A 12,630-nucleotide genomic window follows, 5' to 3' on the forward strand; every position below is an offset into this window, starting at 1 on the left:
GCGGTCCTTTATAAAATGGAACTCAAAAGCTCCAACGTGATTATTCTACTCCGACCTCTGCGCCTTCTAAATTGAGGCTCAGCTTGTCGCCTGACGTCTCGTCCTCATCGTCCAATTCTCTCATTTCAATTTCCTGCTCGTCACCGCTAAGAATCTTAACATCCATACCCAGGGACTGCAGTTCTTTGATCAATACCTTGAACGACTCAGGAACACCTGGTTCCGGTACATTTTCACCTTTGACAATGGATTCGTACGTCTTCACGCGACCAACCACGTCATCGGATTTTACAGTCAAAATTTCTTGCAATGTATATGCAGCACCGTAAGCTTCAAGCGCCCACACTTCCATCTCCCCGAAACGCTGTCCACCAAACTGAGCTTTACCACCCAGTGGCTGTTGCGTAACTAGTGAGTAAGGTCCTGTTGAACGGGCGTGAATCTTATCATCAACCATGTGCGCCAGTTTGATCATATGCATGACGCCGACAGTAACTTCACGTTCGAAGCGTTCACCTGTACGACCATCGTACAATACAGTCTTACCATTACGCTGCATGCCAGCTTCTTCCATCGTATCAAATACGTCGTACTCACGCGCTCCGTCGAATACTGGCGTTGCAATGTGAATTCCCAGACGCAATGCAGCCATACCAATATGGACCTCAAGCACCTGTCCGATGTTCATACGAGAAGGAACGCCTAGAGGGTTAAGAACAACCTGTACTGGCGTACCGTCCGGAAGGAACGGCATATCTTCTTCTGGCAGGATACGGGCAACGACACCCTTGTTACCGTGACGTCCGGCCATTTTGTCACCTTCAGAAATCTTACGTTTCTGAGCGATGTACACACGAACCAATTGATTTACGCCAGGAGGCAGCTCATCGCCGTTCTCACGTGTAAATACTTTAACGTCAACGATAATACCATCACTACCGTGAGGAACGCGTAAAGAGGTATCCCGTACTTCACGAGCCTTCTCACCAAAGATAGCGTGTAGGAGACGCTCTTCTGCAGTCAATTCAGTTACACCCTTAGGAGTAACCTTACCAACTAGAATGTCACCAGCACTGATTTCCGCACCGATGCGGATAATTCCACGCTCATCAAGATTGCGCAGAGCTTCTTCGCCCACGTTTGGAATATCACGTGTGATTTCTTCAGGTCCCAGTTTAGTGTCACGAGCTTCGGATTCGTACTCCTCGATATGAATCGAAGTGTATACATCTTCCTTAACTAGCTTTTCACTTAACAGGATCGCATCCTCGTAGTTGTAACCTTCCCAAGTCATGAATGCAACGACTACGTTACGACCAAGAGCAAGTTCGCCCATTTCTGTAGAAGGACCGTCCGCCATGATGTCACCCTTCTTAACAATATCCCCTCTTTTAGCTAGAGGACGTTGGTTAATACAGGTACCTTGGTTAGAACGCATAAATTTGTGTAATTTATATTTAACGATATCGCCTTTAACTTCTTTGCCTTCGACAGTTTCAACCCGGCGCAGCCAAATTTCATTAGCTGAAGAGCGTTCGATAATACCGTCATATTTAGAAACAACACATACGCCAGAATCCTTAGCGGATTTATGTTCCATCCCTGTTCCGACGAGCGGAGCTTTAGGAATTAGAAGTGGAACGGCTTGACGCTGCATGTTAGATCCCATCAGAGCGCGGTTGGAGTCATCGTTCTCAAGGAACGGAATGAGCGCCGTAGCGACGGATACGACCTGTTTAGGCGAAACGTCCATGTAATCTACACGATTACTTGGCATTGTTGTAATGTTGTCAGAGTCTTTATTGTAACGAACGATTACCATGTCTTCCTTAAAGGAGCCATCTTCATCGATCAATACGTTAGCCTGAGCAACTACATAATTATCTTCCTCATCAGCAGTCAGATAATCGATTTGTTCAGTTACCTTACCTGTCTTTGGATCTACCCAACGATACGGAGCTTCGATAAAGCCGTATTCGTTGATACGAGCAAAGGTAGACAAGGAGTTGATCAATCCAATGTTCGGACCTTCCGGTGTTTCAATTGGACACATCCGGCCGTAGTGACTGTGATGGACGTCACGAACTTCAAAGCCCGCGCGTTCACGTGTCAAACCACCGGGTCCGAGTGCAGACAGACGACGTTTATGCGTAAGTTCCGCAAGTGGGTTCGTCTGGTCCATAAACTGAGACAGCTGGGAGCTACCGAAGAACTCTTTAATGGACGCGATAACCGGACGAATATTGATCAGAGCTTGAGGCGTAATTGCATTAGCATCCTGAATCGACATTCTTTCACGCACAACGCGCTCCATACGGGACAAACCGATACGGAACTGATTCTGCAGAAGTTCACCCACAGAACGCAGACGACGGTTACCCAGATGGTCAATATCATCGGTATTACCAATTCCGTGAAGCAAATTAATAAAGTAGCTGATCGAGGATATAATATCAGCTTGAGTAATGTGCTTAACAGACTTGTCGATGTTGCCGTTAGCGATCAGCTTAATAACCCGACCTTCTTCAATTGGCGAGAATACGTCAATCGTTTGAAGAGGAATATCTTCGCTGTCCATAACCCCACCAGTAACACGGTAGTTCTTAAAAGCAACATTCTTTTCGAAGTAAGGAATCAATTCATCAAGCAGTCTGCGATCGACCATTTGACCGGACTCAGCCAGGATTTCTCCTGTAGCTTCGTCAACCAAAGGCTGAGCAAGACGTTGATTGAAAAGACGATTCTTAATGTGTAGCTTTTTATTGATTTTGTAACGGCCTACATTAGCTAGGTCGTAGCGTTTTGGATCAAAGAAACGCGCGACCAGCAAACTTTTGGCATTGTCTAGTGTCGGCGGTTCGCCCGGACGCAAACGCTCATAAATTTCAATAAGCGCCTTCTCCGTGGAGTCCGTGTTGTCTTTATCCAGCGTATTGCGAATATATTCATCATTGCCAAGCAATTCCAGAATTTCGGCATCACTACCGAAACCGAGAGCACGCAAAAGTACGGTAACAGGAATTTTACGAGTCCGATCGATACGAACATACATAATATCCTTAGCGTCGGTCTCAAGTTCCAACCAGGCTCCGCGGTTCGGGATTACTGTGGCGGTGTAGGTTTTTTTGCCGTTCTTATCCACTTTTGTGCTGAAATAGACGCTTGGAGAGCGAACCAACTGGCTGACAATAACCCGTTCCGCACCGTTAATAATAAAAGTGCCGGTCTCCGTCATCAGCGGGAAATCTCCCATGAACACTTCCTGCTCTTTGACCTCACCGGTCTCCTTATTAATGAGCCGCACCTTTACACGCAGAGGAGCCGCATACGTCACGTCCCGCTCTTTAGCGTCGTCAACCGTATATTTTGGTTCACCCAGGCTGTAATCAATGAACTCTAGTACCAAATTACCTGTGAAATCCTGGATCGGCGAGATGTCCTGAAACATTTCCCGCAATCCTTCCTCCAAAAACCAATCATAAGATTTTTGTTGGATCTCGATCAGGTTCGGGACCTCGAGTACCTCGTTAATTCTCGCATAGCTCCGCCGAGTGCGTCGACCATACTGAACAAGATGTCCTGCCAACTTTACTCACCCCTCATGTCTACTCACTTAAAAATTGATTGCGAACCCTTGTTTGGAACCGTATAATGGAACCATACTACAAGGATTCAGTCATAAATAAAAGAAAAGCCCTTATCGAAATCTTCGAAAAAAGAGCGCACTTATCCATGACCAAAATACTCCTTATCCAGTAGATTTGCCCAAAACGTACATATTATACGTCACCAAGCAACAGTTTATGCGCTATTATCTATTACCGCGTAACACTCGCTACGCCAGAGCATAGAGAACCAATTCGCAAAAAACTTGCCGTACGGCTTGCGCTAGCCGGCGACAATATATCGCTTGACATTTTCAGCAAACTAAAGACATGGAGCCTATCTTAATACTGACATTTTATAATAATACCATTATCACTATCACATGTCAATAACCTATTGATTTTTATTTTTGAGCTTTAATAATACGATAACCTTTATCTTTGCCCACTTCTTCTACATTTGAGAACAAGCTTTCAAGTTTAGCTACCGCTGATGGAGCGCCCTGCTTCTTCTGAATAACAATCCACAGAAATCCACCCTCATTTAAATGCTCATAAGCTTCTTCAAAAATCTGATGCACTACAGCTTTTCCTGCACGTATCGGAGGATTGGTAAGAATCACATCGAACTTTTGTTGTTCATTCAATGCGCCGAGCACATCGCTTTCCATTACCGTAACATTCCGGATTCCATTGTGCTGGGCATTTTCACGCGCAAGTTCTACCGCACGACTATTAATATCAATCATCGTAACTTGCCCTTTGGGGGCTAGGTATGCTGCACTTATACCTATCGGTCCATATCCGCAGCCCACATCAAGCACTGCCGAACCGTCCGGAATATCCATAGCTTCAATGAGAACTCGACTACCGTAATCGATGTCTCCTTTAGAGAACACACCCGCATCACTTGTGAAGCGAAAGCTTTTGCCTCTTAGAACGGTGTCGATGGTACGTCTGTCATGACGCACTTCCGGTTGCTGCGAATAATAATGTTGCGACATCTCCATCCTCCCTTTCCTTTATGTTAATAGTTTGTATTCACACAACCCTACTAACTCTATCAAGCATAAACGCCTCTGATGTCCTTATAAGGACGGTAAGCGTTCAAGCGAGAAATATAAAGATAAAGTATAATGTGAAACTTATACTTTCTTATATTTTTATAAAATAAACCCCTTGAACAAGTTCAAGGGGTTTTCAGTATAGAAGGAATTACTTCACTTCTACAGCTGCGCCTGCTTCTTCCAATTTTGCTTTAGTAGCTTCGGCTTCGTCTTTGCTTACTTTTTCTTTGATTGCTTTTGGTGCGTTGTCTACAAGGTCTTTAGCTTCTTTCAAGCCAAGGCCTGTGATTTCGCGAACGATTTTAATAACGTTGATTTTGGAAGCGCCAGCGCCTGTCAAAATTACGTCAAATTCGGATTGCTCTTCAGCTACTGCTGCTACCGCACCGCCAGCTGCTACTGGAGCTGCTGCTGTTACGCCGAATTCTTCTTCAATTGCTTTAACCAGGTCGTTCAGTTCCAATACGCTCATGCCTTTAATTGCTTCCAAGATTGCTTCTTTACTCATGATTGAACCTCCATTTATAATTTAAATTTGTTTGTGGTATTGATTTATGCTGCAAGAGCCAAAGGCTTACGCGCTTTGTTCTTCTTTTTCAGCAACAGCTTTAACTGCAAGCGCGAAGTTGCGCATTGGAGCTTGAAGTACGCTAAGCAGCATGGACAGCAAACCATCGCGGGATGGAAGCTCAGCCAGTGCTTTCAATTGGTCCGCGTCGATGACACGTCCTTCTACTACGCCGCCTTTCAATTTCAAAGCGTCGTTTTTCTTGGCGAAATCGTTCAAAATTTTAGCTGGAGCTACTGCATCAGTTGTGCTGAATGCGATAGCTGTTGGACCAGTCAAAACTTCATCCAACTCAGTCAACTCAGCCGCAGCAGTTGCGCGACGTAGCAATGTGTTCTTCAGGACTTGAAACTCAACGCCAGCTTCACGAAGTTGCTTACGCAGTTCAGTCACTTGGGAAACGTTCAATCCACGATAGTCCGCTACAACAGTCGAAAGACTGTTTTGCAGTTTCGCAGTAACAACGTCAACCGCATCCTGTTTTGCTTGAATTACTTTTGCATTTGCCAATGTATACACCTCCTGAAAATTTATGTGTCGGCGTCCTTTCCAAGGAAAGCATCACCGCTCCTACGCAGGCATTAGAAAAGCCTCCGCAGAATCACGAAGGCTTGATAAAACGAAAGTTATACGAGCGAGCTCGTTACTTCTTGTTTCTATCACAACACCTCGGTAGGGAATTAAGCACTAAGGCACCTACTGTCTACGGTAAGCATATTCAAGGTTAAGATTGATACCTTAAGTTTCACAACTGTTATAGATTATCAAAATTGACCCAAAGAGTCAACCCTTATTTATCTGAAGACGGTTGTGTTCACACGAGCGCTAGGACCCATTGTGGAAGAAATCGAGATGCCTTTAAGGTATACACCTTTAGCAGCAGCTGGTTTCGCACGGTTCAAAGCGTCGATAAGAGCTTTAAGGTTATCGTTCAATTGTGCAGCATCAAAGGACACTTTGCCGATTGGCGCGTGAATTTGACCTGCTTTGTCAAGACGATATTCGATTTTACCGGCTTTGATTTCTTGCACAGCCTTGGAAACATCGAATGTAACTGTGCCAGCTTTAGGGTTAGGCATAAGACCTTTACCACCAAGCAGACGACCCAGTTTACCGACTTCACTCATCATATCAGGTGTAGCTACGCAGACATCAAATTCAAACCAGCCTTGTTGAATTTTGTTGATCATGTCTTGATCACCAACAAAATCCGCGCCAGCAGCTTCTGCCTCTTTCGCTTTTTCACCTTTTGCAAATACAAGCACGCGTTGTGTTTTACCAGTGCCGTGAGGCAGGACAACAACACCACGAACTGCTTGGTCTTGTTTACGCGGGTCTACACCCAGACGAACTGCTGCTTCAACGGTTTCGTCGAATTTTGCAGTCGCTGCCTTTTTCACAAGCTCTACAGCTTCTGAAGGCTCGTAAGTTGCTTCGCTGTTGATCAGCTTAGCAGCTTCTTGGTATTTCTTACCATGTTTAGCCATGAAAATGTTCCTCCTTTGTGGTGTTAGCGGAAATTCCTCCCACATACTTGCGGGTCACGAATGACCGATTCTTCGAAAACTACTAGTCTTCGATTGTGATACCCATACTGCGAGCAGTACCTTCAACCATACGCATTGCAGCTTCTACAGATGCAGCGTTAAGGTCTGGCATTTTTGTTTCAGCAATTTCACGAACCGCAGCGCGGCCGATTTTTGCTACTTTTTTCTTGTTTGGTTCGCCGGATCCTTTTTCTACTTTAGCAGCGATGCGAAGCAGAACAGCAGCCGGAGGAGTTTTAGTGATGAACGTAAAGGAACGGTCTTCAAATACTGTAATTTCAACCGGAATGATCAAGCCAGCCTGGTCGGCAGTACGAGCATTAAATTCCTTACAGAATGCCATGATGTTGACACCTGCTTGACCTAACGCCGGACCTACTGGAGGCGCTGGATTCGCTTTCCCTGCAGGAATCTGCAGTTTCACCATTTTAATAACTTTTTTAGCCATGAGTGACACCTCCTTGCAAAAATAGTGGTCTTCGAACGCCATTGGCGCTCTCCCACAAGAAACCCTTAGCTTATGTTATATTTTCTCCACTTGAGTGAAATCCAACTCTAGCGGGGTTTCCCGTCCAAACATGTTCACATGCACTTTGATCTTGCTCTTGTCAGCCAAAATTTCTTCCACGGATCCCACAAAATTCGCAAACGGACCAACCATAATACGTACGGATTCCTTGATTTCGAAATCAATCTTCGCTTTAGGTTCAACCATGCCCATATGCTTCAGAATTTGTTCTACCTCTTCCGGAAGCAAAGCTGTTGGTTTAGACCCTGAGCCTGTCGAACCAACAAATCCAGTAACGCCCGGAGTATTGCGGACAACATACCAGGAATCATCAGTCTGAACCATTTCCACCAAAACATAACCCGGGTAAACTTTACGCATAACGGTTTTTTTCTTACCGTCTTTGTTTACGATTTCTTCTTCCATAGGAACAAGAACGCGGAATATTTTGTCTTCCATGCCCATGGACTCAACGCGCTTTTCCAAATTGGCTTTGACCTTATTCTCATACCCAGAATAGGTATGAACGACATACCATCTTTTTTCCATATCAAGCCACCTGGGACCTCTCTAAATAATCGCTTCAATCACAGCGGAAATACCGATGTCCAGAACCCAGAAGTAAATAGCGACAACTACAATTGTACCGAGAACGATCAATGTATAGTTGGTCAATTCTTTACGACTTGGCCAGCGAACTTTTTTGAGTTCACTCCAGCTCTCAGTGAAAAAGGAAAACATAGACTTGAAACTACGTTTCATGCCGACTACACCTCCACAGACTATCTGGTTTCGCGATGAGGAGTTTGCGAGTTACAATACTTGCAAAATTTCTTCATCTCCATGCGGTCGGGGTGATTTCGCTTGTTTTTGGTAGTCGCATAGTTTCTTTGTTTGCAACTTGTACAAGCCAAAGTGATAATTACCCGCATGATGTGCACCTCCCGAGACGTCCTTCTAACAATACAATTAGAAGACGTAAATATTGATCCTAAAAAAAGCCGCGAATTTAGGCCTACCTAAAACACTTTAGCATAATGTCAAGGTCTGTGTCAACGAAAGAATTCCGTTCTGCACTGGGTAATTTCGGGTGTTATAGTCATATGGCCGTACCCTGTCCTTGGGTCTATCTCTTCCTCACACTTCGCTGTCTTCCTTATCATTATGGGGCATTCCGACTGTGTATAAACCTACCCTCAACGGCAACAACTAAAATCGACTCAAATAGAAATTTATGGTGTTAGCTCCTAATTCTATCTAAGCAATTTCATGAGACTAAAAAAAAGAACTCGATGTACGAGCCCTCTTGTGTTCATTATATCATTAATTGTCACGCACTTCTAGATATCTTTCTAATTTTCGCTTTACTCGTTGTAAAGCGTTGTCAATAGATTTCACATGCCGCTTCAGATCTTCAGCAATTTCCTGATAAGATCGTCCGTCTAAATACAACATCAGAACCTTACGCTCTAGGTCACTTAAAATCTCCGCCATCTTATCTTCAAGTCCAATGAATTCTTCTTGATTGATAATTAGCTCTTCTGGATCTAGTACCTGAGTTCCACAAATGACATCCATAAGCGTCCGGTCGGAATCTTCATCATAAATGGGCTTATCCAAAGAAACATAAGAATTGAGCGGAATATGCTTCTGACGCGTGGCCGTCTTAATAGCAGTTATAATCTGACGTGTTATGCAGAGCTCAGCAAAAGCCTTGAATGAAGAGAGCTTGTCACCTTTAAAGTCACGAATAGCCTTATATAGACCAATCATTCCTTCTTGAACAATATCTTCACGATCTGCCCCGATCAAGAAATAAGAGCGGGCTTTAGCACGTACAAAATTACGGTATTTATTAATTAAGTGTTCCAATGCGCCACTGTCGCCACCACGGAAAGCCTCGACAATATCTTCATCACTTATGAAATCATACTCGGATAGCATTATTTCCTTGAGGTCGACACTCACCAAGAATCCCCCCGGCTGCAACGCAAGACACATCGTTACTTCGCGAAATATAGGATCAGTATATATTATGTTACCTTACACCGTCAACCGGATTTGTCCAAAAACAATCTGGAATAGCATAAAATGGAATAAAAATATCACCTAAATCTTTCCTATTGTCACTGCCTACGCCAATTTTCCAGTTTACTCCGCACATCAGGAGGCAGTTTGTCTTCCAAAGAATGACGTGTAGAACTGATACTTCCCGGTTCGATAGCTTTTTTCACTTGTTTCTGGTTCTCTTCAATTTCTAGGTGCAATTCTCTTGCAGAAATCCGCAGTGCACCTTGGGCGAAAATAATATGTTGCTCCACAAAGTCACTTGTTGCAACATAGATCTGTCGACGTCGGTTGCTAAATTCTCCAACCAATCGCTCAATGCATTCATCTGCGGTTTCTTTTTCCTTGGTGAAAAACACCTGGACTTTGCCCTGGACAAATGACCGACCCAATCCTGGAACACGATATGCATCAAACACAGCAATAACTCGTCGTCCTGAGTAAGCCTGGTAATCAGCCAGCAAATCCATCAAGCGGTCGCGTGCTTCCTGCATACCAATCTGGGACAGTGCCGCTAGTTCCGGCCAGCCACCGATCATATTGTACCCGTCCACAAGCAGCACATCGCGCCAGTCGGCCATAGTTATCCCTGCTGTTGCCGAAGGCGTACCACTTCATACATAATGACTCCTGCGGCGACAGAGGCATTTAATGAATTGATCTTTCCGGCCATCGGCAGCTTAAGTAATACATCACATTTTTCACGAATCAGGCGTCCCATTCCTTTATTCTCATTACCGATTACAACAGCTACCGGTCCTGTGAAAATATTGGATCCAAACAGATTCTGATCTGTATCCACATCCGTACCTACTACCCAGACTCCCTGCTCTTTCAGACGATCAATGGTCTGACCTAGGTTAGTGACCCGCGCAACCGGAACATATTCCACGGCACCCGCCGATGTTTTGGAGACGGTAGCAGTAATCTGAGCCGAACGACGTTTAGGTACGATTACTCCATGCACTCCAGTACAATCTGCTGTCCGCAGAATGGACCCCAGGTTATGAGGATCTTCAATCTCATCCAGCAAAATCAAGAATGCAGGCTCTCCTTTGGCTTCAGCTGCAGCCAGCAGATCATCTACCTCGACATAAGCAAAAGGTGCGGCTTGAGCAACTACCCCCTGATGTTGAACTCCAGGAGCAAGTTGATCCAGCTTACGCTTGTCCACATGCTGAATGACAATCCCCGCTTTACGTGCTTCAGCGACGATTGGTGCGGTCAGATGCTTCTGAGCCGTTTCTGCAATCCATATTTTATTTAATGTACGACCCGCGCGAAGCGCCTCAAGCACTGAATGCTTCCCAGCCAATATTTCCTCTTCTGTCTTCAAATCTTCTTCCATGTTCACTTCTCCTATTCTCTATTTCGCAAAAGCCTTATCACGGCTGTTTCAACATAAACTGTATGCCACTGTTCACAATTTCTTGTATTCTCTCCTGTTGACCTGTGTAGTATAAGTAACCTATCAGACACTCAAAAGCAGTAGCATGACGGTATTCAAGCACATCTGCATTCTTAGGAATACTTCCCGATTTAGCATTTCTCCCCTGACGGGCGACATCTTTTTCCTCTTCTGTGAGACTTGGCTCCAAAAATCCAAGAATTGCACTCTGCGCCTTAGCGGATACAAGACCTGTAGCAGAGCGATGCAAATGGTTTGGACGCAAATTCGGAAGAGATACTAAATACTGGCGAACTGACACTTCGTAAATGGCATCTCCTACATAGGCAAGCACAATTGGCGAGAGGAGTCGCGCAGGTTTGGAAGGCTCGTAAGGAAACCACCCGTTCTGAAACTTGCGTTCCTCACTCATTTTCGCCGCCACCGCATTCCTTGCGGAGTATCCTCAAGCAATATGCCCAAGCGACCTAATTCATCACGAATCTCATCGGACCGGCTCCAATTCTTATTCTTACGCGCTTCAACCCGCTCCGCGATTAATCGTTCAACTTCTTCACTCGCGATCTCTTCTTCCTCATGCTCAGGTGTCAAACGCAGCACAGCATTCATTTCCCCAAAAGCTTGTAGCAACGCAGCAAAATCAGCAGGGGCTGCTTCACTATTCGCAAGGGTATGGTTTGCAAGACTCACCCAATCAAACATAGCGGTAATCGCATCAGGGGTATTAAAGTCATCCTGCATTCTAGCATGAAAATTGGCCACAATAGCAGATAACTTATCATTAATCTCTAAGCTGACCTCACCCTGAGCACCTTCAGCAGCAAGTTCAAGACGATGCTTAACGTTACTTTCTGCAAGTGAGATACGTTCTACGCTCTTTTCAGCTGAAGTCATCGAATCCACCGAGAAGTTCAACGGATTACGATAATGGGTCGATAGCATGAAATAACGAATAGTTCCAGCTTTAAATTGCCCACGGATATCTTTCACAAGCCAACCGTTACCCAATGATTTCGACATTTTTTCATCACCGATGTTAATAAATCCATTATGCATCCAGTAATTAGAGAGTGGCTTACCCGTCAGAGCTTCTGTCTGAGCGCATTCGCATTCATGGTGCGGGAACTGCAAATCTTGTCCACCCCCGTGGATGTCCATCGTATCCCCCAAGAACTCTCTTGCCATGGCCGAGCATTCAATATGCCAGCCTGGGCGTCCATTTCCCCATGGGCTCTGCCAGTACACTTCACCTGGTTTTGCTGCTTTCCACAGCACAAAGTCCTCAGGTTTCTCTTTCCGTGAGTCTACCTCCACGCGAATACCAAACTGTAATTCATCTAGATTCTGACGGGACAGCTTACCATAGTCTTCAAATTTGGAAGTACGGTAGTATACATCGCCACCACTCTCGTAGGCATACCCTTTTTCCTCGAGCTCTTTAATGAATTCGATGATCAGCTCCATGCTTTCTGTTACCCGCGGATTCAATGTTGCCGGTTTTACTCCAAGCCCTTCAAGATCCTCACGATAAGCATTAATAAAAATCTCAGCAACCTCTGCTACTGAAGTGTTCATTTCTTCTGCTTTGCGTATCAGTTTATCATCTACATCTGTGAAGTTCGTAACATACCGTACCTCATTGCCGAGTTGCTCCAAATAATTCCGGACCATATCAAAGACAATAATAGGTCTAGCATTTCCGATATGCATATATCCATAAACGGTTGGACCACATACATACATTTTCACTTTGCCCGACTCTTGGGGCACAAACTGCTCCTTGCTGCGTGTCATTGTGTTGTAAATTTGTAAAGCCATCCTATTCCAACCCTTTCTGTTGTCCCGATTCCTTAAGTACCG

At 44.8% G+C, this 12,630-nt stretch carries 14 protein-coding genes and 1 other annotated feature; all 14 genes read right to left on the bottom strand.

The window, feature by feature from the left end:
* Positions 1 to 40: 40 nt before the first annotated feature.
* Positions 41 to 3,586: a DNA-directed RNA polymerase subunit beta gene (rpoB, locus tag NYE25_RS18240; RefSeq protein WP_341146519.1), complete on the bottom strand. Its 3,546-nt coding sequence runs from the start codon at positions 3,584 to 3,586 to the stop codon at positions 41 to 43.
* Between the two features lie 423 nt (positions 3,587 to 4,009).
* Positions 4,010 to 4,609 carry a class I SAM-dependent methyltransferase gene (locus NYE25_RS18245; RefSeq protein ID WP_042192184.1) on the bottom strand — a complete coding sequence of 200 codons (600 nt, stop codon included), beginning with the start codon at positions 4,607 to 4,609 and terminating at the stop codon, positions 4,010 to 4,012.
* A 211-nt stretch (positions 4,610 to 4,820) separates the two neighbouring features.
* Positions 4,821 to 5,180, bottom strand: a complete 360-nt coding sequence (gene rplL / locus NYE25_RS18250) for a 50S ribosomal protein L7/L12 (RefSeq protein ID WP_036680508.1) — start codon at positions 5,178 to 5,180, stop codon at positions 4,821 to 4,823.
* A 66-nt stretch (positions 5,181 to 5,246) separates the two neighbouring features.
* Positions 5,247 to 5,750 (bottom strand): 50S ribosomal protein L10, encoded by a 504-nt coding sequence (gene rplJ / locus NYE25_RS18255; RefSeq protein ID WP_042192187.1) that lies wholly within the window; start codon positions 5,748 to 5,750, stop codon positions 5,247 to 5,249.
* A gap of 64 nt (positions 5,751 to 5,814) precedes the next feature.
* Positions 5,815 to 5,967, bottom strand: a sequence feature (ribosomal protein L10 leader region).
* A gap of 67 nt (positions 5,968 to 6,034) precedes the next feature.
* Positions 6,035 to 6,727: a 50S ribosomal protein L1 gene (gene rplA / locus NYE25_RS18260; RefSeq protein ID WP_036680504.1), complete on the bottom strand. Its 693-nt coding sequence runs from the start codon at positions 6,725 to 6,727 to the stop codon at positions 6,035 to 6,037.
* 82 nt (positions 6,728 to 6,809) lie between these two features.
* Positions 6,810 to 7,235 (bottom strand): 50S ribosomal protein L11, encoded by a 426-nt coding sequence (rplK, locus tag NYE25_RS18265; protein ID WP_042131235.1) that lies wholly within the window; start codon positions 7,233 to 7,235, stop codon positions 6,810 to 6,812.
* Positions 7,236 to 7,310: 75 nt separating this feature from the next.
* On the bottom strand, positions 7,311 to 7,844 hold the full coding sequence (gene nusG / locus NYE25_RS18270) for a transcription termination/antitermination protein NusG (protein ID WP_036680499.1): 534 nt from the start codon (positions 7,842 to 7,844) through the stop codon (positions 7,311 to 7,313).
* Between the two features lie 21 nt (positions 7,845 to 7,865).
* Positions 7,866 to 8,057, bottom strand: a complete 192-nt coding sequence (gene secE, locus NYE25_RS18275; RefSeq protein WP_036680497.1) for a preprotein translocase subunit SecE — start codon at positions 8,055 to 8,057, stop codon at positions 7,866 to 7,868.
* Between the two features lie 20 nt (positions 8,058 to 8,077).
* Complete coding sequence (gene rpmG, locus NYE25_RS18280; protein ID WP_076099620.1) at positions 8,078 to 8,227, bottom strand: 50S ribosomal protein L33; 150 nt, start codon at positions 8,225 to 8,227, stop codon at positions 8,078 to 8,080.
* Positions 8,228 to 8,618: 391 nt separating this feature from the next.
* On the bottom strand, positions 8,619 to 9,263 hold the full coding sequence (sigH, locus tag NYE25_RS18285) for an RNA polymerase sporulation sigma factor SigH (protein ID WP_036680496.1): 645 nt from the start codon (positions 9,261 to 9,263) through the stop codon (positions 8,619 to 8,621).
* Positions 9,264 to 9,421: 158 nt separating this feature from the next.
* On the bottom strand, positions 9,422 to 9,943 hold the full coding sequence (locus NYE25_RS18290; RefSeq protein ID WP_076286854.1) for an NYN domain-containing protein: 522 nt from the start codon (positions 9,941 to 9,943) through the stop codon (positions 9,422 to 9,424).
* A gap of 2 nt (positions 9,944 to 9,945) precedes the next feature.
* Positions 9,946 to 10,710, bottom strand: a complete 765-nt coding sequence (gene rlmB / locus NYE25_RS18295) for a 23S rRNA (guanosine(2251)-2'-O)-methyltransferase RlmB (protein WP_042131237.1) — start codon at positions 10,708 to 10,710, stop codon at positions 9,946 to 9,948.
* A gap of 37 nt (positions 10,711 to 10,747) precedes the next feature.
* The gene (locus NYE25_RS18300; RefSeq protein WP_042192194.1) at positions 10,748 to 11,182 is read right to left on the bottom strand and encodes a Mini-ribonuclease 3; all 435 of its coding nucleotides are present in this window, start codon (positions 11,180 to 11,182) and stop codon (positions 10,748 to 10,750) included.
* The gene (gene cysS, locus NYE25_RS18305) at positions 11,179 to 12,588 is read right to left on the bottom strand and encodes a cysteine--tRNA ligase (RefSeq protein WP_076286855.1); all 1,410 of its coding nucleotides are present in this window, start codon (positions 12,586 to 12,588) and stop codon (positions 11,179 to 11,181) included. Before cysS ends, NYE25_RS18300 begins: the two co-directional genes overlap by 4 nt.
* Positions 12,589 to 12,630 lie beyond the last annotated feature (42 nt).

It is taken from the genome of Paenibacillus sp. FSL E2-8871 (genome assembly GCF_038000345.1).
GTDB lineage: Bacteria > Bacillota > Bacilli > Paenibacillales > Paenibacillaceae > Paenibacillus_AQ.

Excerpts from the sequence above, each read along its gene's own strand:
- rplL (WP_036680508.1), bottom strand. The coding sequence starts at position 5,180 with ATGAGTAAAGAAGCAATCTTGGAAGCAATTAAAGGCATGAGCGTATTG.
- rplK (WP_042131235.1), bottom strand. The coding sequence starts at position 7,235 with ATGGCTAAAAAAGTTATTAAAATGGTGAAACTGCAGATTCCTGCAGGG.
- rpmG (WP_076099620.1), bottom strand. The coding sequence starts at position 8,227 with ATGCGGGTAATTATCACTTTGGCTTGTACAAGTTGCAAACAAAGAAAC.
- rlmB (WP_042131237.1), bottom strand. The coding sequence starts at position 10,710 with ATGGAAGAAGATTTGAAGACAGAAGAGGAAATATTGGCTGGGAAGCAT.
- rplA (WP_036680504.1), bottom strand. The coding sequence starts at position 6,727 with ATGGCTAAACATGGTAAGAAATACCAAGAAGCTGCTAAGCTGATCAAC.
- NYE25_RS18245 (WP_042192184.1), bottom strand. The coding sequence starts at position 4,609 with ATGTCGCAACATTATTATTCGCAGCAACCGGAAGTGCGTCATGACAGA.
- NYE25_RS18300 (WP_042192194.1), bottom strand. The coding sequence starts at position 11,182 with ATGAGTGAGGAACGCAAGTTTCAGAACGGGTGGTTTCCTTACGAGCCT.
- secE (WP_036680497.1), bottom strand. The coding sequence starts at position 8,057 with ATGAAACGTAGTTTCAAGTCTATGTTTTCCTTTTTCACTGAGAGCTGG.
- cysS (WP_076286855.1), bottom strand. The coding sequence starts at position 12,588 with ATGGCTTTACAAATTTACAACACAATGACACGCAGCAAGGAGCAGTTT.
- NYE25_RS18290 (WP_076286854.1), bottom strand. The coding sequence starts at position 9,943 with ATGGCCGACTGGCGCGATGTGCTGCTTGTGGACGGGTACAATATGATC.
- nusG (WP_036680499.1), bottom strand. The coding sequence starts at position 7,844 with ATGGAAAAAAGATGGTATGTCGTTCATACCTATTCTGGGTATGAGAAT.